This is a genomic window from Paraburkholderia sp. XV (assembly GCF_020177535.1).
Classification (GTDB): Bacteria; Pseudomonadota; Gammaproteobacteria; order Burkholderiales; family Burkholderiaceae; genus Paraburkholderia; species Paraburkholderia caribensis.
Map to the genome: position 1 here is coordinate 29384 of NZ_JAGUUD010000059.1, position 22584 is coordinate 51967.

At 63.9% G+C, this 22584-nt stretch carries 19 protein-coding genes; 18 read left to right on the forward strand and 1 reads right to left on the reverse strand.

Annotation, left to right across the window (positions count from 1 at the left end):
* Window positions 1-128: 128 nt before the first annotated feature.
* The 6 genes from argS to KFO72_RS24785 all read left to right on the forward strand — a co-directional run bounded on the left by argS (window position 129) and on the right by KFO72_RS24785 (window position 7029).
* A complete protein-coding gene (argS, locus tag KFO72_RS24760) occupies window positions 129-1913 on the forward strand; it encodes an arginine--tRNA ligase (protein ID WP_054929572.1) in 1785 nt (594 codons plus the stop codon).
* Between the two features lie 100 nt (window positions 1914-2013).
* Entirely contained in the window at window positions 2014-2805 is a 792-nt protein-coding gene (locus KFO72_RS24765) for an SPOR domain-containing protein (RefSeq protein ID WP_054929571.1), read from the forward strand.
* A gap of 150 nt (window positions 2806-2955) precedes the next feature.
* Window positions 2956-3594, forward strand: a complete 639-nt coding sequence (locus KFO72_RS24770; protein ID WP_042306407.1) for a thiol:disulfide interchange protein DsbA/DsbL — start codon at window positions 2956-2958, stop codon at window positions 3592-3594.
* A 19-nt stretch (window positions 3595-3613) separates the two neighbouring features.
* Window positions 3614-4384 (forward strand): SDR family oxidoreductase, encoded by a 771-nt coding sequence (locus KFO72_RS24775; RefSeq protein ID WP_225033251.1) that lies wholly within the window; start codon window positions 3614-3616, stop codon window positions 4382-4384.
* A 3-nt stretch (window positions 4385-4387) separates the two neighbouring features.
* Window positions 4388-5200, forward strand: coding sequence for a helical backbone metal receptor (locus KFO72_RS24780; RefSeq protein WP_225033252.1), 813 nt, complete (start codon window positions 4388-4390; stop codon window positions 5198-5200).
* Window positions 5201-5430: 230 nt separating this feature from the next.
* Complete coding sequence (locus tag KFO72_RS24785; RefSeq protein ID WP_054929568.1) at window positions 5431-7029, forward strand: ABC transporter substrate-binding protein; 1599 nt, start codon at window positions 5431-5433, stop codon at window positions 7027-7029.
* Between the two features lie 243 nt (window positions 7030-7272).
* Here the strand turns inward: KFO72_RS24785 and KFO72_RS24790 are convergent, their stop codons facing one another.
* The gene (locus KFO72_RS24790; protein WP_107200773.1) at window positions 7273-8352 is read right to left on the reverse strand and encodes an MBL fold metallo-hydrolase; all 1080 of its coding nucleotides are present in this window, start codon (window positions 8350-8352) and stop codon (window positions 7273-7275) included.
* A gap of 183 nt (window positions 8353-8535) precedes the next feature.
* Between KFO72_RS24790 and KFO72_RS24795 the strand changes: the two genes are divergently transcribed.
* From KFO72_RS24795 to bioB, 12 genes are all read left to right on the forward strand, one after another.
* On the forward strand, window positions 8536-8979 hold the full coding sequence (locus KFO72_RS24795) for a MerR family transcriptional regulator (RefSeq protein WP_225033253.1): 444 nt from the start codon (window positions 8536-8538) through the stop codon (window positions 8977-8979).
* A gap of 212 nt (window positions 8980-9191) precedes the next feature.
* Window positions 9192-11018, forward strand: coding sequence for a bifunctional isocitrate dehydrogenase kinase/phosphatase (gene aceK, locus KFO72_RS24800; RefSeq protein ID WP_225033254.1), 1827 nt, complete (start codon window positions 9192-9194; stop codon window positions 11016-11018).
* A gap of 60 nt (window positions 11019-11078) precedes the next feature.
* A complete protein-coding gene (gene can / locus KFO72_RS24805) occupies window positions 11079-11855 on the forward strand; it encodes a carbonate dehydratase (RefSeq protein ID WP_060599339.1) in 777 nt (258 codons plus the stop codon).
* A complete protein-coding gene (locus tag KFO72_RS24810) occupies window positions 11848-13041 on the forward strand; it encodes an acetyl-CoA C-acetyltransferase (RefSeq protein ID WP_225033255.1) in 1194 nt (397 codons plus the stop codon). The genes can and KFO72_RS24810 overlap by 8 nt, the downstream gene beginning before the upstream one ends.
* A gap of 61 nt (window positions 13042-13102) precedes the next feature.
* Window positions 13103-13780, forward strand: coding sequence for an SDR family oxidoreductase (locus KFO72_RS24815; RefSeq protein ID WP_054929563.1), 678 nt, complete (start codon window positions 13103-13105; stop codon window positions 13778-13780).
* Between the two features lie 36 nt (window positions 13781-13816).
* Window positions 13817-14947, forward strand: a complete 1131-nt coding sequence (locus KFO72_RS24820; RefSeq protein WP_225033256.1) for an acyl-CoA dehydrogenase family protein — start codon at window positions 13817-13819, stop codon at window positions 14945-14947.
* 17 nt (window positions 14948-14964) lie between these two features.
* Entirely contained in the window at window positions 14965-15411 is a 447-nt protein-coding gene (locus tag KFO72_RS24825; RefSeq protein WP_225033257.1) for a YchJ family protein, read from the forward strand.
* 547 nt (window positions 15412-15958) lie between these two features.
* Window positions 15959-17242 carry a dienelactone hydrolase family protein gene (locus KFO72_RS24830; RefSeq protein WP_054929560.1) on the forward strand — a complete coding sequence of 428 codons (1284 nt, stop codon included), beginning with the start codon at window positions 15959-15961 and terminating at the stop codon, window positions 17240-17242.
* A 774-nt stretch (window positions 17243-18016) separates the two neighbouring features.
* The gene (gene bioA / locus KFO72_RS24835) at window positions 18017-19378 is read left to right on the forward strand and encodes an adenosylmethionine--8-amino-7-oxononanoate transaminase (protein ID WP_060602372.1); all 1362 of its coding nucleotides are present in this window, start codon (window positions 18017-18019) and stop codon (window positions 19376-19378) included.
* Window positions 19378-20562: an 8-amino-7-oxononanoate synthase gene (gene bioF / locus KFO72_RS24840; protein ID WP_224102302.1), complete on the forward strand. Its 1185-nt coding sequence runs from the start codon at window positions 19378-19380 to the stop codon at window positions 20560-20562. Before bioA ends, bioF begins: the two co-directional genes overlap by 1 nt.
* Complete coding sequence (bioD, locus tag KFO72_RS24845; protein WP_054929557.1) at window positions 20559-21278, forward strand: dethiobiotin synthase; 720 nt, start codon at window positions 20559-20561, stop codon at window positions 21276-21278. Before bioF ends, bioD begins: the two co-directional genes overlap by 4 nt.
* A 66-nt stretch (window positions 21279-21344) precedes the next feature.
* Window positions 21345-22382 carry a biotin synthase BioB gene (gene bioB, locus KFO72_RS24850; protein ID WP_225033258.1) on the forward strand — a complete coding sequence of 346 codons (1038 nt, stop codon included), beginning with the start codon at window positions 21345-21347 and terminating at the stop codon, window positions 22380-22382.
* The last annotated feature ends 202 nt before the right edge of the window (window positions 22383-22584 follow it).

A 22584-nucleotide genomic window follows, 5' to 3' on the forward strand; every position in this document is an offset into this window, starting at 1 on the left:
GCCGCAGCGTCACGCGGGCGCCGCGCATCGGGCGCCCAAGCGCTTTCCACGCCGTCGACGGCCTTGCATCACGCCGTTCGCGGCGCTGCCCCGCTTCATCGGACTGCCTCACTGGACTCGCAACAAGCATGCTGCCTGCACACAAACACACTCTCGAAACCCTGTTGACCGACGTGGTCAAGCAGGTCGCCCAGGCGACGCAAGGTGAATCCGAAGCCGCGTTCATCGCGCCCGCCATCACGCTCGAACGGCCGAAGGTTGCCGCGCACGGCGACGTCGCGTGCAACGTCGCGATGCAGCTCGCCAAGCCGCTGCGCGCGAACCCGCGCCAGCTCGCGCAGCAGGTCGTCGATGCGCTGCTCGCGCATCCGCTCGCCAAAGGCCTCGTCGACAGCGCCGAAGTGGCGGGTCCGGGCTTCATCAACCTGCGTCTGTCGGCGGCTTCCAAGCAGGCCGTGATCGCCGCCGTGTTCGAGCAACGCGAAACCTTCGGCCGCTCGCAGCGCGACGCCGGCAAGCGCGTGCTGGTCGAGTTCGTTTCGGCCAATCCGACCGGCCCGCTGCACGTCGGCCACGGCCGCCAGGCCGCGCTGGGCGATGCGACGTCGAACGTGCTCGCGTCGCAAGGCTACGACGTGCACCGCGAGTTCTACTACAACGACGCCGGCGTGCAGATCGGCAATCTCGCCATCTCGACGCAGGCGCGCGCCCGTGGCCTGAAACCGGGCGACGCAGGCTGGCCCGAAGCCGCGTACAACGGCGAATACATCGCTGACATCGCGCGCGACTACCTGAACGGCGAGACCGTCTCTGCCAGCGACGGCGAACCCGTCAAGGGCGCGGGCGACGTCGAAGACCTCGAAGCGATTCGCCGTTTCGCCGTCGCGTATCTGCGTCATGAGCAGGATATGGACCTGCAGGCGTTCGGCGTGAAGTTCGACCAGTACTACCTCGAATCGTCGCTGTACAAGGAAGGCCGCGTCGAGAAAACCGTGAGCGAACTGATCGCGGCCGGCAAAACCTACGAGCAGGAAGGCGCGCTGTGGCTGCGCACCACCGACGACGGCGACGACAAAGACCGCGTAATGCGCAAGTCCGACGGCACGTACACGTACTTCGTGCCCGACGTCGCGTATCACGAGACGAAGTGGGAACGCGGCTTCACCAAGGTCATCAACATCCAGGGCTCGGACCACCACGGCACGATCGCGCGCGTGCGCGCCGGGCTGCAGGGTCTTGGCATCGGCATTCCGAAGGGCTATCCCGACTACGTGCTGCACAAGATGGTCACCGTGATGCGCGACGGCCAGGAAGTGAAGATCTCGAAGCGCGCGGGCAGCTATGTGACCGTGCGCGATCTGATCGAATGGTCGGGCGGCGCGCTGCCGGGCCAGGAGGCCTCGCCCGACCTGCTCGACGAAGAAACGATCCGCCGCGGCCGCGACGCCGTGCGCTTCTTCCTGATCTCACGCAAGGCCGACACGGAGTTCGTGTTCGACGTCGATCTCGCGCTCAAGCAGAACGACGAGAACCCGGTGTACTACGTGCAGTACGCGCACGCGCGCATCTGCTCGGTGATCAACGAATGGAAGTCGCGCTACGGCGCCGATGAAGCCGTGCTGCCGTCCGTCAGTCTCGCGCCGCTCGACAGCGAGCGCGCGATGGCCCTGCTGCAGAAGCTCGCCGAATACCCCGACATGCTCACCCATGCCGCCGACGAGCTTGCGCCGCATGCCGTCGCGTTCTATCTGCGCGACCTCGCAGGCGAATTTCACTCGTTCTACAATGCCGAACGCGTTCTCGTCGACGACGAAGCGCCGCGCAACGCGCGCATCGCGCTGCTCGCGGCGACGCGCCAGGTGCTGGCCAACGGCCTTGCTGTGATCGGCGTGTCGGCACCCGCAAAAATGTAATCTCCGCGCGGTTCAATTGAACTTAATTGGGACGATACAAAGATGACCGTCGTTATAATCGACGGTCATTCCAGATTTCCTTTTGCAGGTGAATTAGACGATGGCAAAACCACGCCGCACTACAAAGCAGTCGAAACAAACCGGGGGCACTTTTCTCGGTATCGTGCTGGGCCTGATCGTCGGCCTGGCCATCGCGGTGGTGGTGGCGCTCTACATCACGCGCGCGCCGACGCCGTTCGTTGCGAAGGTCGCGCCGCCCGCTGCGTCCGATAGCGGCGCAAGCCAGCCGCAATACGACCCGAACCGTCCGCTGCAAGGCAAGACCCCCGGCCAGCCGGTGCCGCAAGCTGCGCAACCCGCGCCGCCCAACACCGCGCCGGGCCAGACCACGAACCAGACGCAGACGTCGGGCATGCTCGAAGAGCCGCAGATCGTCGAAGTGCCGCCGTCGAACAACGGCGTCGCCGTCGCGCCGAAGCCCGCGCAGGACAACGGTGCCAACAACGGCACGACCACGGCAGCCATTCCGCCGAAGAAGGCGCCGAACCCGACCAGCGCACCCGCCACGACGGCCAGCAACGCGCCGACGCAGCCGCCCAAGGCCGGCTCGACGCCGAACGCCAACGCCGCGCCGCCCGCCGCGAACGACGCGAACACCGGCTATCTGCTGCAGGTCGGCGCCTACAAGACGTCCGCCGACGCCGAACAGCAGCGCGCCCGCCTCGCGTTCCAGGGCTTCGAATCGAAGGTCACGCAGCGCGATGCGGGTGGTGTGACGTACTATCGCGTGCGTATCGGCCCGTTCTCGAAGTTCGAGGACATGAACACCACGCGTCAGCGTCTTTCGGATGCGGGCGTCGATACGGCCGTGATCCGCTTCACCAAGCAGTGATTCACATTCGGTAATGCATTGTCATGCGCCGCCGCTGAACCTTCGGCGCGCGGCGCAAGTCTCAGGTGCGGCAGTCTGCCGTCGAATCCGTAGCGGTCGCGGCGCGCAACAGCCGGCCACCGTTACTTTCCCTGATTGGGTTCACAAGACATGAAAAAACTGCTCAGCATTCTTTTCCTTTCGATCGGTCTCGTCGCGAGCGCGGTGCAAGCGGCGCCTGCCGCGCCCGTCGCCGGCAAGGACTACACGGTGCTGTCCACGCCGCAGCCCGTCGAAGCACCTGCCGGCAAGATCGAAGTCATCGAGTTCATGTGGTACGGCTGCCCGCACTGCAACGAGTTCGACCCGTATCTCGAAGCGTGGGTCAAGAAGCAGGGCCCGGACGTCGTGTTCAAGCGCGTGCCCGTTGCGTTCCGCGACGACTTCATTCCGCACTCGAAGCTCTATCACGCAGTGGATGCGCTCGGCCTTGCCAATCAGCTCACGCCGGACATCTTCCACGAAATCCACGTCAACAAGAACTATCTGCTGACGCCGGAAGACCAGGCCAAATTCCTCAAGACGAAGGGTGTCGATCCGAAGAAGTTCATGGACGCGTACAACTCGTTCTCGACGCAGAGCGCGATCCAGCGCGACAAGAAACTGCTCGAAGACTTCAAGATCGACGGCGTGCCGACGCTGGCCGTGCAGGGCAAGTACGAAACGGGTCCGGCGCAGACCAACAGCCTGCCGGGCACGATCCAGGTACTCGACTACCTGGTTGCGCAGGTTCGCGCCAAGAAGATGTAATTCGGTTCGCACGCGCCGCATGAATTCACCATTGAAGGTTTTCATCACCGGCGCGTCCAGCGGTATCGGCGAAGCGCTCGCCGCCGACTATGCGCGGCGCGGCGCGATTCTCGGCCTCGTCGCCCGTCGGGGCGACACGCTCGCCGCCTTCCAGCAGTCCCATCCCCAGAACGCAATCTCCGTGTATTCCGTCGATGTCCGGGATGCGGAGGCACTCGCGCAGGCCGCGCAGCAGTTCATCGCCGAGCACGGCTGCCCCGACATCGTGATCGCGAATGCGGGCATCAGCCGCGGCGCCGTCACGGGCCACGGCGATCTGCAAACGTTTCGCGACGTGATGGACGTCAACTACTTCGGCATGGTCGCGACCTTCGAGCCGTTCGCGCAAGCAATGGTCGATGCGCGCAAGGGCGCTCTCGTCGGTATTGCGAGCGTCGCCGGAGTGCGGGGGTTGCCGGGTTCGGGCGCCTATAGCGCGTCGAAATCGGCGGCGGCGAAGTATCTGGAAGCGCTGCGCGTCGAGATGCGGCCGTTCGGCGTGTCGGTGGTGACGATCGCGCCGGGCTATATCCGCACCCCGATGACGGCGCACAATCCGTACGCGATGCCCTTCCTGATGGATGCGGACCGCTTCGCCGCAAAAGTCGCCGATGCGATCGCGCACAAAAAACGCTTTGCGACCTTCCCGTGGCAGATGCGCCTCGTGTCGATGCTGCTGCACGTCGCGCCTCGCTGGCTGTACGACGCCGTCTTCGAAAAGGCTCCGCGCAAGCCGCGCGCAGCGCAGTAGAGCATGCGCACGCGTGTCTTCGATGCAGCCGGTGTCGAGCACGCGAAAGCGGAACGCGGTGCGCGCATCGTGTCGCTGGTGCCGAGCATCACCGAACTTCTCTTTGCCTTGAAGCTGGATGCGCAGATCGTCGGGCGCACGGGTTTTTGCGTGCATCCGCGCGACAAGGTGCGCCGTGTGCCAAAAGTCGGCGGTACGAAAGCCGTGAAGATCGACGCCGTGCGCGCGCTGCAACCCACACATGTCATCGTGAATATCGACGAGAACGAGCGCGAAACTGTCGAACAGTTGCGCGAGTTCGTGCCGCATGTCGTCGTCACGCACCCCTTCACGCCCGAGGACAACTTCGCGCTGTACGCGCTGCTCGGCGCGATTTTCGATCGCGACGACGAAGCGCGCGCGTTGGGCGTCCAGCTTCAGACGCAACTGGATGCATGCGCATCGCGCGAATGGCCGCAGCAAACCGTGCTGTACGCAATCTGGCGCGAGCCGTGGATGACCGTCGCGCGCGACACCTATATCTCGGCGATGCTGCGCCTCGTGAACTGGCAGACGCTGCCCGATGTGCGCGGCGGCGCAACGGGCGCGGCGCGGTATCCTTCGTTCGATCTGGACGCCGCGTGGCTCGCTCAGGCCGACCGCGTGCTGCTGTCGAGCGAGCCGTATCGCTTCACCCAGCAACATTGCGACGCTCTCTCGCAGGATGCACGCCTCGCGGGCAAACGGATCGGGCTGATCGACGGCGAGCAGGTGTCGTGGTACGGCTCGCGCGCGATCGACGGCATCGCGTATCTTCTGGACTACGCCAGCCGTTAGCGCGTATCCGCCGCCATATGGATATGCAGATTCAATTGTTGTCGCTGCTGAAAGCGTTCGATAAGCTTGCGCCAGAGCCGGCGAGACGCGCAGCACCGCAGTCACGTACGCCTGCACCGAAACCGTATCAGAATCAGTTTGCGTGAAAGCACCCGCCCGGAGCGCGCGTCGTGAGCAGCCAACGCACGACGCCGCCCCGCCACGAACAATTCGAAATCCCGGGAGATCTTATGCGTTTCAAGTTGCTTGCCGCCGCCGCGGCGCTGACGGCCCTCGCCACCGTGCCCGCGCTGGCCGTTGCGAAGCCGCTCACCGTTTGCACGGAATCGAGCCCGGACGGCTTCGACGTCGTCCAGTACAACTCACTCGTCACGACCAACGCATCGGCGGATGTGATTTTCAATTCGCTCGTGTCGTACGACGAAGCGGCGAAGAAAGTCGTGCCGTCGCTCGCCGACAAGTGGGATGTGAGCACCGACGGCCTCACGTACACGTTCCATCTGCGTCCGAACGTGCAGTTCCAGACCACCGACTATTTCAAGCCCACGCGCGCGCTGAACGCCGACGACGTCGTCTTCACGTTCAGCCGCATGCTCGACGACAACAACCCGTGGCACAAGGTTGCGGGCGCGAGCGGCTTTCCGCACGCGCAGTCGATGGGTCTCGTGAAGCTGATCAAGGCGGTGTCGAAGGTCGACGACAACACGGTGAAGTTCGAACTGAACGAGCCGAACGCGACCTTCGTGTCGATCCTGACGATGGGCTTCGCGTCGATCTATTCGGCCGAATACGCGGACCAGTTGCTGAAGGCGGGCAAACAGGCCGACCTGAACGCGAAGCCTATCGGCACGGGCCCGTTCGTGCTGAAGGGCTACACGAAGGATTCGATCATCCGCTATGACGTGAACCCGTCGTACTGGGGCGCGAAGCCGAAGATCGACCGTCTGATCTACGCGATCACGCCCGATGCCGCCGTGCGCGCGCAAAAGGTGAAGGCGGGCGAATGCCAGATCGCGCTGTCGCCGAAACCGCAGGATGTCGCCGACGCAAAGCAGGACAAATCGCTCGCCGTCGTGCAGACGCCCGCGTTCATGACGGCGTTCGTCGCGCTGAACACGCAGAAGAAGCCGCTCGATAATCAAAAGGTGCGCGCGGCGCTGAACATGGCGTTCGATCGCACGTCGTACCTGAAAGCCGTGTTCGACAACACGGCAACGCCTGCCACCAATCCGTATCCGCCGAATACCTGGAGCTACGACAAGGCCGTCAAGCCGTGGCCGTACGACGCGGAGAAGGCGAAGAAACTGCTCGCCGAAGCGGGCTACCCGAACGGCTTCGAAACGACGATCTGGGTACGGCCGAACGGCAGCGTGCTGAATCCGAATCCGAAGGCCGGGGCGGAAATGCTGCAGGCGGACTTCGCGAAAATCGGCGTGAAGGCCGAGGTGAAAGTGATCGAATGGGGCGAATTGATCAAGCAGGCCAAGCAGGGACAGCACGACACGCTGTTCATGGGCTGGGCCGGCGACAACGGCGACCCCGACAACTATCTGTCGCCGCTGTTCAGCTGCAATGCGGTGAAGTCAGGGATCAACTTCGCGCGGTATTGCGACCCCGAACTCGACAAGCTGATCGCGCAAGGCAAGGAGACGGCGGATCAGGGCAAGCGCACGAAAGCGTATGAAGCTGCGCAGCAGATCATTCACGATGCCGCGCTGTGGATTCCGCTCGGTTATCCGACCGCGGCGGCGATCACGCGGACGAACGTGAGCGGGTATCACGTGAGCCCGTTTGGCCGCCAGAATTTTGGGGCGGTGGTGGTGCAGTAAGCGGCATTGCGCTTCACACCATGAAAAAAGCCCGGCCTGCGAGATGCGGCCGGGCTTTTTGTTTGGGGTAGTGAAGTGGCTCGGGCGCATCGCGTGCGCCGAATTTTTTCACCATAAAATCAAATTCAACCCGCGTTACTTCGCGTTTATGACGATTCGGGCAATTTCCAAGTTCTTCTGAGGTGTGTCTGCAAGGCACGCATTCATGCCCAGCCCGGACTCTCACCGCGTGATGCAAACGGCCTAGCTGACCTCGCCCTCGAACCGGATCACCCCGTCCTCCCCCAACACCCGCTTCAATTCCCCCTGAAGCCACAGCAGATGCAAATGCGCGAGCGCTTCGCCCATCGCAAACGTCATCTGATGAATATCGAGTTCCCGCCTGAACATGATGGGAACGATATCCGCCGCGCTACACGGTTTCTGGGCGCACGCTTCACGCACTTCCGCGAGCCGCGCCGCATGGTGATCGCGCAACTGTCCGATGCGCGTATGCAGCCCCCGAAACGGCTTGCCGTGGGAAGGCAGCACGAGCGTATCCGGCGCCATCGTTTCATAACGCCCAAGCGAACCGAGATACAGCGCCAGCGGATTGCCTTCCGGCTCGATGTCGAATACCGATACGTTCGTCGAAATGCGCGGCAACACCATATCGCCGGAAATCAGCACGTCGTCCGCTTCCGCGTGCAAGGCACAATGCTCCGGCGAATGACCGAAGCCCGTCACGACCCGCCACGTCCGCCCGCCGATCGACAGCGCATCGCCGTCGCGCATGCGCCGGTATTGCCCCGGCACGGCCGGCACGAGGTTCGCGTAATAACTCTTGCGGTTGCGCAGTTTGTCGAGCGACGCCTCGTCGCGCAGTCCATGCCGCGCGAAGTGCCGCGCCGCGCCCTCGCCGCCCGCGTTCGAGCCGTCGCCCGCCGCCATCACGCGGCCCAGCATGTACTCGCCGAGGGTGATCCACAGCCGCACGTTCCAGCGCTTCTTCTCGCCGCCCTCGCACAGCCAGTCCGCGAGCCCGAGGTGATCCGGATGACAATGCGTGACGATCACGCGCAGCACGGGCAGGCCTTCGAGCGCCGTGTCGAATAGCGTTTCCCAGTTCGCCTTGATCTCGTCCGAAGCGATCCCGCAATCGACGATCGTCCAGCCCTTCTGCCCGTCGATTTCGTCGCGCAGCAGCCAGAGGTTGATGTGGTTCAGCGCGAACGGCAACGGCATGCGCAGCCAGTAAACGCCCGGCGCGACTTCCTGCGTCGTGCCGGCGGCGGGCATCTGGTCCGCGAATGGATAGTCGAGTTGGTGTTCGAGAACATTCATCGTGGGGTTTCCTTCGTCGGCGGCACGGTCGGTTACATGAAGCGGCCATGCGCGTGGTTGCGCTTTGTTCAGGTTGACGATAACGTAAACGTCGATTCTAGCGTTCAATCCGTTTTTGTGCCCGGCCCGTCTGAACCGATCGGACAGATCGGACCGACCGGACAGGCCGACCCAGACCCAACGATGAACACCCAATACACGATTACCGAACTGGCCCGCGAATTCGACGTGACGCCGCGCGCGATCCGCTTTTACGAGGACCAGGGTTTACTCTCACCGAGCCGCGAGGGCTCGAGCGGATTGCGCCGCGTGTACTCGGGCCGCGACCGCACACGGCTGCGGCTGACCTTGCGCGGCAAGCGGCTGGGGTTCACGTTGTCGGAAATTCGCGATCTGCTCGACCTGTACGATTCTCCGACGGACACCCAACCGCAGTTGCAGGCGTTCCTCGCGACGGTGGTCCGACATCGCGAAGTGCTGGAACGTCAGCGCGAAGACCTCAACGCGACGCTCGAAGATCTCGCCCAATACGAAGCGCAGGCGCGTGTGCTGCTCGAAAGCGGCACGCGTGGCGACGGCTACAGCGACGCAGAGAAACTCGCGCACGAAGACAGGAAGGCAAGCTGAAGAAAAATTCTGATCGGAAGATCGGACGCCAGACACGACAGTTGGCGCGGCGTTGCGTGAAGATGCGCCGAACGCCATGCAACATGCTTCAAACAGCCATGCGTCGGCGCCGTGCTCAAAAGGCCTGAAGGCGTCTCGCAAGCTCACGCGGGCGATACAATCGCAGGGGTCTTCACGACATTGAGCGAACACTGAGCGAATGCACGGTCGACATGAATCACTTTCCCAAACTGCTGTCGTCACAGATCGGCTTCGATGTCGCGGAGGCGCTACTCGCGGGGTTCGATCGACATTACCGGATCTTCCGTGAAGCGGCCGTCCACGCGAAAGACCTGTTCGAAGCCGCCGACTGGCACGGGCTGCAGAAGCTCGCGCGCGACCGGATCACATCGTATGACGAGCGCGTGCGCGAATGCATCGAACAGCTCGAGGACGAATACGACGCCGAGAGCATCGACGACGATGTGTGGCAGCAGATCAAGCTGCACTACATCGGCCTTCTGACGTCGCACCGCCAGCCCGAATGCGCCGAGACGTTCTTCAATTCGGTGTGCTGTCAGATACTGCATCGCTCGTACTTCAACAATGATTTCATCTTCGTGCGGCCTGCGATTTCGACCGAGTACATCGAGAACGACGAGCCGGCCGCGAAGCCGACGTATCGTGCGTATTACCCGGGCAGGGACGGTCTCGCCGCCACGCTGGAACGCATCGTCACGAATTTCCAGCTGAACCCGCCGTTCGAAAACCTGACGCGCGACGTCGAATGCGTGATCCAGGCACTGCACGACAATTTCGGCCCCTTCAACGAAGCGCCGAATTTCCAGATTCACGTGCTGTCGTCGCTGTTCTTCCGCAACAAGGCGGCGTATGTCATCGGGCGCATCATCAACGGCGACACGATGGTGCCGTTCGCATTGCCGATCCATCACGTGAAGCCGGGCCTGCTCGCGCTCGATGCGCTGCTGTGCAAGCGCGACCAGTTGCTGATCATCTTCAGCTTCGCGCATTCGTACTTCCTCGTCGATATGGAAGTGCCGTCCGCGTATGTGGCGTTCCTCGGCAGCATTCTTTTGGGCAAACCGAAGGCGGAGATTTATACGTCGGTGGGCTTGCAGAAGCAGGGCAAGAATCTCTTCTATCGCGATCTGCTACAGCATCTGAAGCATTCGAGCGACCAGTTCATCATCGCGCCCGGGATCAAGGGCATGGTGATGCTCGTGTTCACGCTGCCGTCGTTTCCCTACGTGTTCAAGCTGATCAAAGATTCATTCCCGCCGCCGAAGGAAACGACGCGCGAACAGGTATTGGGCAAGTATCAGCTCGTCAAACGCCATGACCGTCTGGGTCGCATGGCCGACACGCTCGAATATTCGAGCGTCGCACTGCCGCTGTCGAGGCTCGATCACGCGCTCATTCGCGAGCTCGAAAAGGACGCGCCGTCGATGCTCGAATACGAAGGCGACAATCTCGTCATCAGGCATCTGTATATCGAGCGGCGCATGGTGCCGCTGAACATTTTCCTGCAGAACGGCACCGATGCCGACGTCGAGCACGGCATCCGCGAGTACGGCAACGCGGTGAAAGAACTGATGCAGGCCAACATCTTTCCCGGCGACATGCTGTACAAGAACTTCGGCGTCACGCGGCACGGGCGCGTCGTCTTCTACGACTACGACGAGATCGAATATCTCACCGATTGCAACGTGCGCGCCGTGCCGCCGCCGCGCAACGAGGAAGACGAAATGTCGGGCGAGCCGTGGTACACGGTCGGTCCGCACGACATTTTTCCGGAGACGTACAACACGTTTTTGCTCGGCGACACGCGCGTGCGCGAATATTTCCTCAAGCATCACGCGGATTTCTTCGACCCGGCGCTCTGGCAAAAGCACAAGGATCACATCCTTCGCGGCGAGTTGCCCGACTTCTATCCGTACGACGGCAGCCTCCGGTTTTCCGTGCGCTATCCGGAACGGTTCGCGGCGGATCAGAATCACGCCGCCAATGCATCTACCCCGCCGACGGTGCGCGTAGCATGAAAGCGCGCGCCGTCCACGATTGAACAACATCAAACAACCAGATTTACGTCGGAACGAATCATGACTATGAACGCCTCTGCTACTGAACATCCCCTCGCCCATCTGTTCGCGAACAACGATGCATGGGTCTCGCACAAGCTCGAAGAGGACCCTGAGTTTTTCTCGCGGCTCGCGCATCAGCAGGCGCCCGAGTATCTGTGGATCGGTTGCGCGGATTCGCGCGTGCCCGCCAACGAGATCATCGGCCTGCCGCCGGGTGAAGTGTTCGTTCACCGCAATATCGCCAACGTCGTCGTGCACTCGGACCTCAACTGCCTGTCCGTGGTCCAGTTCGCCGTCGATCTGTTGAAGATCAAGCACATCATGGTAGTCGGCCACTACGGCTGCTCGGGCGTCGGCGCGGCGCTGCACGGCCGGCGCGTCGGTCTCGCCGACAACTGGCTGCATCACGTGCAGGACGTGCGCTCGAAGCACGCCGCGCTGCTCGAGCAATGGCCGATGGGCGAAGCGCGGCATCGCCGCCTGGTCGAACTGAACACGATCGAACAGGTCGTCAACGTGTGCCGCACGACGATCATCAACGACGCATGGGCGCGTGGCCAGGACCTCACCATCCACGGTTGGGTGTATGGCGTGCATGACGGCCGCGTGCGCGATCTCGGCATGACGGTCAAAGATCCGTCGAAGCTGGAGGAGACTTACACCAGCTGCGTCAAGGCCGTTTCCGCGAGCCGCGCGCACACGGCTGACAACGACGTGGTCGCCGCCGACGCCGAAAAGCTCGGCGATGTGGCCGCGGTCGTTCACGGTGTTATCAAGGAGCTAAAACATGAGTGAGACAAGCAAGGACCCGATCGTCATCGTTTCCGTCGCGCGTACGCCGATGGCCGCGTTCCAAGGGGAGTTCGCGTCGCTGACGGCGCCGCAACTGGGCGCGATCGCGATCAAGGCGGCCGTCGAGCGCGCGGGACTCAAGCCGGAACAGGTCGAGGAAGCCGTGATGGGCTGCGTGCTGCCCGCGGGCCAGGGCCAGGCGCCCGCGCGCCAGGCGGCGCTCGGCGCAGGGCTGCCGCTATCGACGGGCTCGACGACGGTCAACAAGATGTGCGGCTCCGGCATGCGCGCCGCCATGTTCGCGCACGACATGCTCACGGCCGGCTCCGCCGACGTGATCGTCGCGGGTGGCATGGAGAGCATGACGAACGCGCCGTATCTGCTGCCGAAGGCGCGTGGCGGCATGCGCATGGGCCACGGCCAGGTGATGGACCACATGTTCCTCGACGGCCTCGAAGACGCCTACGAAAAGGGCCGTCTGATGGGCACATTCGCCGAAGAGTGCGCGGGCTCGTACGATTTCACGCGCGAGGCGCAGGACAAATTCGCCATCGAATCGCTGACGCGCGCGAAGCGCGCCAATGAAGACGGCTCGTTCGCATGGGAAATCGCGCCCGTGACGCTCGAAGGCAAGAAAGGCAGCGTGACGGTCGAGCGCGACGAACAACCTTTCAAGGCGAATCCCGACAAGATTCCGACGCTCAAGCCCGCGTTCAGCAAGACGGGCACGGTGACGGCCGCGAACTCGTCGTCGATCAGCGACGGTGCGGCCGCGCTCGTGATGATGCGTGAATCGACGGCGAACCGGCTCGGCGTGAAGCCGCTCGCGCGCGTCGTCGGCCATGCCACGTTTGCGCAGGAACCCGCGAAGTTCACCACGGCGCCCGTCGGCGCGATCCGCAAGCTGTTCGACAAGAACGGCTGGAAAGCGCAGGACGTCGATCTGTACGAAATCAACGAAGCATTCGCCGTGGTCACGATGGCCGCGATGAAAGAGCACGGCCTGCCGCACGACAAGGTCAACGTGAACGGCGGCGCGTGCGCGCTCGGCCACCCGATCGGCGCATCGGGCGCGCGCATCCTCGTCACGCTGATCGGCGCGCTGAAAAAGCGCGGCCTGAAACGCGGCGTCGCGAGCCTGTGCATCGGCGGCGGCGAAGCGACGGCGATGGGTGTCGAACTGGTCTGACGCATCGTTCGGATGGTGGCGCGCGGCGGCCCGCGCGCCACGAGACACGACAGGACATCTCATGAAGACAGTGTTGATCGTAGGCGCGTCGCGCGGCATCGGACGCGAGTTCGTGAAGCAGTATCGGCACGACGGCTGGCGTGTGCTCGCCACCGCGCGTGACGAGGCGTCGCTGGGCGAGCTCGTCGCGCTCGGCGCCGAAGCGTTTTCGCTCGATGTCGCCGCGCCCGAGGACATTGCCGCGCTCGGCTGGAAGCTGGACGGCGAGCGGCTCGATGCGGCCGTGATCGTGTCGGGCGTGTACGGGCCGCAGACGGAAGGCGTGGAAACCGTCACCGCCGACGACTTCGACTTCGTGATGACGACCAACGTGCGCGGGCCGATGCAGCTGATCCCCGTTCTGCTGCCGCTCGTCGAGGACGCACGCGGCGTGCTGGCCGTGCTGTCGAGCCGGATGGGCAGCATCGGCGAGACGACGGGCACGACGGGCTGGCTGTATCGTGCGAGCAAGGCGGCGCTCAACGACGTGCTGAAGGTGACGTCGCTGCAGACGCGCCACGCGACCTGCGTGTCGCTGCATCCGGGCTGGGTGCGCACCGACATGGGCGGCGCATCGGCTGCCCTCGATCCCGCCCATAGCGTGCGCGGCATGCGCGAAGTGCTGGCGCAGGCGGCCAGCACGCCGCATCTCTTTCACGGCCGGTTCTTCCAGTACGACGGCACGGCGATCGACTGGTAACGGCAAACAACACACGAATAATCAGGAGACACCCGCATGTTGCTCGATCAGGACCACCTGATGATCCGCGACGCGGTACGCACTTTCGTGCGCGATGCCGTGACGCCGAATGCGGCGCGATGGGACCGCGAGCGCACGTTTCCCGCCGACGTGCATCGCCAGCTCGCCGAACTCGGCGCGTACGGCGTGCTCGTGCCGGAGGAATACGGCGGCGCCGGGCTCGATGCGCTCGCGCTCGCGCTGATACTCGAAGAGATCGCGGCGGGCGACGGTGGCACGTCGACGGCGATTTCCGTCAACAACTGCCCCGTCTGCAGCATTCTTCTGGCGTACGGCAACGAGCAGCAAAAACGCGACTGGCTCACGCCGCTCGCGCGCGGCGAGATGCTCGGCGCGTTCTGCCTCACCGAACCGCAGGCGGGCTCCGATGCCTCGGCATTGCGCACCACGGCTACCCGCGACGGCGACTGCTACGTGCTCAACGGCGTCAAGCAGTTCATCACGAGCGGCAAGAACGGCAATGTCGCAATCGTGATGGCCGTCACGGACAAAAGCGCCGGCAAGCGCGGCATCAGCGCGTTCATCGTGCCGACGGACACGCCCGGTTATGTCGTCGCGCGGTTAGAGGAAAAACTCGGGCAGCATTCGTCCGATACCGCGCAGATCGTCTTCGACAATTGCCGCGTGCCGGCCGCGAACCTGATCGGCGCGGAAGGCGAAGGCTACCGGATCGCGCTGTCGGGGCTCGAAGGCGGGCGTATCGGCATTGCTGCGCAGAGCGTCGGCATGGCGCGCGCGGCGCTCGAAGCGGCCCTCGCTTACGCAAAGGAGCGCGAAAGCTTCGGGCAGACGCTCTTCGCGCACCAGGCCGTGCAATTCCGTCTCGCCGACATGGCGACGCAACTCGAAGCGGCGCGCCAGTTGATCTGGCACGCGGCGTCGCTGAAGGACGCGGGCCGGCCATGTCTGACGGAAGCGGCCATGGCCAAACTGTTCGCCTCCGAGGCTGCGGAGCGCATCTGTTCGGCCGCGCTGCAGATTCACGGCGGCTACGGCTATCTGAGCGACTTTCCCGTCGAACGCATTTATCGCGATGTTCGCGTCTGCCAGATCTACGAAGGCACGAGCGATATCCAAAAGATTCTCATCGCACGCGGACTGAGCTGAACCCTTCTCAATCTTTCATGACGGCATCAATACAACAACGTCCCACCGATTGCCCTTGCGGCGGCGCCGCGCCGAACCGGCGTGATTCGGACAAGCCGCCGCGGTTCGCGGATTGCTGCGGCCGGTTCATCGACGGCGGCGCGGCCGCGCCGACTGCGCTCGAATTGATGCGCTCCCGCTATAGCGCCTACGTGCTCGGCGAATCCCAATATTTGCGCGAAACGTGGGCGCCGCAAACCTGCCCCGCCGATCTCGACGTCGACCCCAGCGCCGCCGACGCACCCCGCTGGCTAGGTCTGCAGATCAAACGCTTCACGCCGCTCGACGCCACGCACGCCGAAGTGGAATTCGTCGCGCGCTACAAAGTGGGTGGGCGGGCGCATCGGCTGCACGAATCCAGCCGCTTCAGCAGAGGGGAAGACGGGCATTGGCGTTACGTCGATGGCGATGTAAGCGATCGCTGACGCCCGTATTCCGGTTGCGCTGCAACAACGTATCAAGCCTCCCTTACACTTCTCAAATAAGGGACATTTCTGTAAGAAAATCAACGTGTTGGGCGCGCGCCACGTCCCTCAATTACCCATTCTTTCCGAATCGCCGCTGAAACCCGCTCCGAACGGCGCCGTGCACATCCGACAAAAGGAAATTCGTGCCGCAAGGGGTTTGTACTGAATTGCACAAATATAAATTGTCGTGCCAGGATGAGCCTCACAGATGTTGCAGCGCTCCGTAGCGAGGTGGCGGTCCACCGCTCCCGCAGGATGTCCAGACGCACCGCCTGCTGACTCTTCAGCGGGCACGCGATCAGGGGCATCGCGAGGCGCTCAATTCGACGCGTGGGGTCGCGTCGACCGGGTTCGGTTCATTCCAATGCGGTCTTGATCTATCTAAGTGCGTGTCCACGCACCGTACGATATTTTTGACCCATGTTTTGGTGTGTCACCGTACCGAAATCCGTTCTACGGGGAACCGTAGAGAAGGTTCAGGCGTTTTTGAGAGCAGGTGTTGCGGATGGTGTTCAGCAAAGTTCTGACGGTATGTGCGATCTCGGCGGCCTTCGTGGCGAGCGCCGTGACGACCGCGCACGCGGACCCGCTCGCGGACGTCGAAGGCGGCCCGCTCGGCCGCGCCCAGGTGCAACGCCTCGCGCTCGATGAAGATGGCTATCTGCCCGTCGTCAAGCTGAGCGAACAGATCGTCCGCATTCCCGTCGCCGCCGACGGCGATGTCACCCTCGAAACGACCATCTACAAGCCCGAAGGTCCGGGCCCGTTCCCGATGGTCGTGTTCAACCACGGCAAGATTCACGGCGATCCGCGCATGCAGACGCGTAGCGATCCCGTCTCGCTGGCGCGCGAATTCGTGCGCCGCGGCTACGTCGTGGTCGCACCGAACCGCCAGGGCTTTGCCGATTCGGGCGGCACCTATGTACAGGACGGCTGCGACGTAACGCGCAACGGCATGAGCCAGGCCGCCGACGTCGCGACGACCGTCGACTATATGTCGAAGCAAAGCTATGTGGACGCGAAGCACATCGTCGTGGCGGGCACCTCGCATGGCGGCCTCGCGACGATTGCCTACGGCACGAACGCCGCGTCCGGCGTGCGCGGGCTGATCAATTTCTCCGGCGGCCTGCGCCAGGACGCCTGCACCGACTGGCAAGGCAATCTGACGCACGCCTTCGGCACGTACGGCGAAAAGACACGTGTGCCGTCGCTGTGGCTGTACGGCGACAACGACTCGATCTGGCCGTCCACACTCGTTTCGAAGATGTACGCGGCATATACCGATAACGCGCAGGGCAAGGGCGCGACGGCGAAAATGGTCGATTTCGGTTCGTACAAGAATGACGCTCACCGTCTGGTCGGCGATCGCGACGGCGTGCAGGTCTGGTGGCCGTCCGTCGAAGCGTTCCTTGCGCGCGTCGGCATGCCGACAGGTGTCCAGTATCGCGTCGCCGAGCCGACGCAACCGAAGGCGACGCATTTCGCGTCGATCGACGCCGTCGACTCCGTGCCTTTCGTGGACGAAGCGGGCCGCGCAGGCTATCGCAACTTCCTGCATCAGTATCCGAGCCGCGCGTTCGCCGTGTCCGATTCGGGCGCGTGGTCGTGGGCGGAAGGCGGTGACGATCCGATGTCCGTGGCCGTCGCCAACTGCCAGAAGCAGAGCGCGGACCCGTGCCACCTGTACGCGGTCAACGACGCCGTCGTCTGGAAAGACGGCGCAACCCGAACGGCCGACGCCGACTCGCCTTCGAAGGACGGCAGCAAGCCCGCACTGGCTAGCCGCTGATTCCGTCTCCGCCCGTTGCGTGTAGCGCGACGGGCAAAACTTCCTGACTTCCGCCACTTTTCGAGCACGCGTCCCAGTTGCGTACGGCGTGCTTGCACAACCGCTCGCGCATGAACTGCGCGAAGCGCGTCATCGCCGCTTCGTGCCCCGCCGTCGGAACGAGCGAATCATCAAGCCTTTCGACCGATCGCCACGCTGGCCTGCGCAATCGTTGTCAGCCCGCCCTGCACATGCCGCCAGATCACACGCGCGCTTATCGAGCCACGCATCCGTCGCGCCTTAGACGCTCGCCCGCTGCACCTTCCCAGCACGCCCTACGCCGCATGCGTTCCCCGATACAGCACTGAAAACGCCGACATGCGGTCAGAATTTTTTCACAGGGGGCCCATGACTTTGCCGTCGTCATCTACGGCCATTTGCGGTCTTTGAAATCGAACGGTTGCGAGCTGTCGCGAACCACCAAAAATCGCACGCAGGTCCTTGAAAACAGGGCGTTTTCAGATAGTGCATCGCAGCGGAGTTCGCGCTAATCTCACCTCCTCTGTCGCAAAAAAGGCGTGCTGCGGAGGCACTGCAAGCCTTTGCAGCACATCGTCGCGGCAGCCAATCCGACGCACGGAAAACGCCCGCAGTCGCCGTCTCCGGCGCGCTGCCAGTCACGCTTCCCGTCGATGGATTTCAGGTGGACCTCAACCGTCCCGATTCGCCAGCAGCATTTGCATGACCGACACGCAAGACGCGCCGCACCGCCAACGCCCGCGCCCTGCCCGGTTCATGTCCGGAGCAGTTTTGAATACACAGGCAAACGAAGACTGGATCGCCCGCAGCCTGCGCGCTGTGTGGCATCCCTGTACGCAGATGAAGCATCACGAGCGCTATCCGCTCGTGGCCGTATCGCGCGGCGCCGGCGCGTGGCTTTACGACCGCGCCGGACACCGCTATCTCGACGCGATCAGTTCGTGGTGGGTAAATCTGTTCGGCCACGCAAACCCGCGCATCAACGCGGCGCTGAAAGATCAGCTCGACACGCTGGAACACGCGATGCTTGCCGGTTGCACGCATGAGCCCGCAATCGAACTCGCCGAACGTTTGAGCGCGCTCACGCAGAACACGCTCGGTCACGCATTCTTCGCGTCGGACGGCGCGTCGGCCGTCGAAATCGCGCTGAAGATGAGCTTCCATTCGTGGCGCAACCGCGGCTACGACTTCAAGCGCGAGTTCGTCTGCGTCGCGAACAGCTACCACGGCGAAACGATTGGCGCGCTCGGCGTCACCGACGTCGCGCTGTTCAAGGACGCCTACGATCCGCTGATCCGCAATGCGCATGTCGTCGCGTCACCCGACGCCCGTTTCGCGCGCGAAGGCGAAACGGCCGCCGACGTCGCGCAGCGCGCGCTCGCCGACGTGCGCTCGCTGTTCGAATCGCGTGCCGACAACATCGCCGCGTTGATCGTCGAGCCGCTCGTGCAATGCGCGGCGGGCATGTCGATGCACGACGCGTCGTATATAGCAGGCTTGCGCGCGCTCTGCGACCGCTACGGCGTTCATCTGATCGCCGACGAGATCGCCGTCGGCTGCGGACGCACGGGCACGTTCTTCGCCTGCGAACAGGCCGGCGTGTGGCCGGATTTCCTGTGTCTGTCGAAGGGCATCAGCGGCGGCTATCTGCCGCTGTCGATCGTACTGTCGCGCGACGAGATCTTCGCCGCCTTCTACGACGACGACACCACGCGCGGCTTTCTGCATTCGCATTCGTACACGGGCAACCCGCTCGCGTGCCGCGCGGCGCTCGCCACGCTCGACCTGTTTGGAAGCGACAACGTGCTCGCCGCGAACGAGAAGAAATCGGCGGCACTGCGCGCCGCGCTCGAACCGCTCGCGCAACACGCGCAGGTACGCAATCTGCGCCAGCGCGGCACGATCATCGCGTTCGATGCTGTCATCGACGATACCCATGCCGCGAAGACCTTCTCGCGCCGCTTCTTCGAGAACGCATTGCAGCGGGAATTGCTGCTGCGCCCGATCGGCACGACGGTGTACCTGATGCCGCCGTACATTCTCGACGACGAAGAAATCGCGCTGCTGGCCGAACGCACGCGCGCCACCTTCGATGCGACATTGACGGAGGCGCGCTGATGCACTTGCTCGAAACACTAGAACAAGACTTGCAGGACATCGACGCACGCGGCCTGCGCCGCCGCCGCCGCACGGTCGACTCGCCGTGCTCCGCGCATATGACCGTCGACGGCCGCAACATCATCGGCTTTGCGAGCAACGACTATCTGGGTCTCGCCGCGCACCCGCTGCTGGTCGCGGCGATTGCGGAAGGCGCGCGCCGCTACGGCGCGGGCAGCGGCGGCTCGCATCTGCTCGGCGGCCATTCGCGCGCGCACGCGCAACTCGAAGACGATCTCGCCAAATTTGCGGGCGGCTTCATCGACAATCCGCGCGCGCTGTATTTCAGCACCGGCTATATGGCGAATCTCGCGACGCTCACGGCGCTCGCGGGCCGTGGCACCACGCTGTTCTCCGATGCGCTCAATCACGCATCGCTGATCGACGGCGCGCGGCTGTCGCGCGCCGACATCCAGATCTATCCGCACGGGAATGCCGAAGCGTTGAGCGCGATGCTCGAAGCGTCGGAGGCCGCGGTAAAGCTGATCGTCACCGACACCGTCTTCAGCATGGACGGCGATATCGCACCGCTCGCGCGTCTTCTCGAACTTGCGGAACGGCACGGCGCATGGCTCGTCGTCGACGATGCGCACGGCTTCGGCGTGCTCGGCCCGCAAGGTCGCGGCGCGATCGCAGAGGCGGCGTTGCGCTCGCCGCATCTGATCTCCATCGGCACGCTCGGCAAGGCGGCGGGCGTGTCCGGCGCGTTCGTCGTCGCGCACGAAACGGTGATCGAATGGCTGGTGCAGCGCGCGCGTCCGTATATCTTCACGACGGCATCGGTGCCGTCGGCGGCACATGCCGTGTCGGCGAGCCTGCGCATCATCGGCGGCGACGAGGGCGAGCATCGGCGCGCGCATCTGCGCGCGCTGATTGGCCGCACGCGCGAGATGATGAAGCGCACGCCGTGGCTGCCCGTCGATTCGCATACCGCCGTGCAGCCGCTCATCATCGGTTCGAACGAGGCGACGCTCGACATTGCCGCTGCGCTCGATCGCGCGAATCTGTGGGTGCCCGCGATCCGTCCGCCGACCGTGCCCGAAGGCACGTCGCGCCTGCGCATTTCGCTGTCCGCTGCGCATTCGCACAACGATCTCGACCTGCTCGAAAGCGCGCTGATGAAGACTGCGGAGGCGGCCGTATGAGCAACGCACTGTCCCTCTTCGTCACGGGCACCGATACGGAAATCGGCAAGACCCTGGTTTCGGCAGCGCTGTTGCGCGGTTTCGCGCGCGAAGGACTGCGCGCGACCGCGATGAAGCCGATCGCGGCGGGCGCGTCGCTGGTGGACGGCGTGCTGCACAACGAAGACGCCGATCAGCTCGACGCAGCCGCCAATGTGCTGCTGCCGCCCGAGATTCGCACGCCGTTCATGCTAAGGGAACCGGCAGCGCCGCATATTGCCGCCGCGCTCGACAACGTGGTGCTGGACATGACGCGTATCGTCGACGCGCATGGCGCGGCGCTGCAAATGGCCGATGTCGTCGTCGTGGAAGGCGTCGGTGGCTTTCGCGTGCCGCTCACCGACGCGCACGACACCGCCGATCTCGCGTTCGCATTGAATCTGCCCGTGGTGCTGGTCGTCGGCATGCGGCTGGGCTGCATCAGTCATGCGCTGCTGACGGCGGAAGCGATCGCCGCGCGCGGCCTGACGATTGCCGGTTGGGTCGCGAACCGCGTCGACCCGTCGATGCTGTTCCCCGACGAAAACATCGCGGCGCTACGCGACCGGCTCGACCGGCAGTACGGCGCGCCGTTGCTTGGCATCGTGCCGCATCTGAGCCCTGCGTCGGCGGATATCGCCGCGACGCATCTGGACACCAACCGGCTGTTGCAGACGCTGCGTGCCGCGCAGCGCTAGCCGCACGCGGTTTGCCTCTCGCCAGCCAAACGCCTTCAAAAAATCAGATCATCGAGGATCGATCCCATGAGCCATATCACTACCGCTGCACTGCCCGTCACGCCTTCGCAGGCCGCCGCCGCTGCCGATGCCGCCGCCGCGCGCTGGCGCGTCGCCGACGTCGTCGCGTTGTACGAACTGCCGTTCAACGACCTGCTGTTCCGCGCGCAACAGGTGCATCGCGAGCATTTCGACGCGAACACCGTGCAACTGTCCACGCTGCTGTCGATCAAGACGGGCGGGTGCGAGGAAGACTGCGCGTACTGTCCGCAATCGGTGCATCACGACACGGGGCTGAAGGCCGAAAAGCTGATGGATGTCGAAGACGTGCTGGCCGCTGCGCAAGTCGCCAAGCAAAACGGCGCGACGCGTTTCTGCATGGGCGCGGCATGGCGCAATCCGAAGGACCGGCATCTCGAACCGATCAAGGACATGATTCGCGGCGTGAAGGCGATGGGTCTCGAAACCTGCGTGACGCTCGGCATGCTCGAAACGCACCAGGCGCAGAGTCTGCGCGACGCGGGTCTCGACTACTACAACCATAACCTCGACACGTCGCCCGAGTTCTACGGCCAGATCATTTCGACGCGCACGTATCAGGACCGGCTCGAAACGCTCGAACGCGTGCGCGACGCGGGCATCAATGTGTGCTGCGGCGGCATCGTCGGCATGGGCGAGTCGCGCCGGGAACGCGCGGGGCTGATCGCGCAGCTCGCGAATATGGAGCCGTATCCGGAATCGGTGCCCATCAACAATCTGGTGCAGGTGGAAGGCACGCCGCTCACGGGTACGGAAGCGCTCGACCCGTTCGAGTTCGTGCGTTCGATCGCTGTCGCGCGTATTACGATGCCGCGCGCGATGGTGCGGCTGTCGGCTGGCCGCGAGCAGATGGATGAAGCGCTGCAGGCGTTGTGCTTTCTCGCGGGCGCGAACTCGATCTTTTATGGCGATCAGTTGCTGACTACGAGCAATCCGCAGGCGGAAGCCGACCGCAAGCTGTTGGAGCGCCTGGGTATTCGCGCGGAGGCCGCGCAGCAGATGCCGCTCGAGGGCGGGGGGCTGTGAGGGGTATTGAGGTTTTTTTGCCGCGTGGCGGGTGCGGTGGTCGATGCTGGCTGAATGATGTTTTGGGGCGTTAGAGGTTTGTCCTGCGCGGACGCTTGTTGGTGTTTTGCTTTTGCTTTTGCTTTTGCTTTCGCTGGCATCCGCGATTTGTTAGCGTGCTTCAGGCGTCGCCCCTGTGCGGGGCGGCACCTACTTTTCTTTG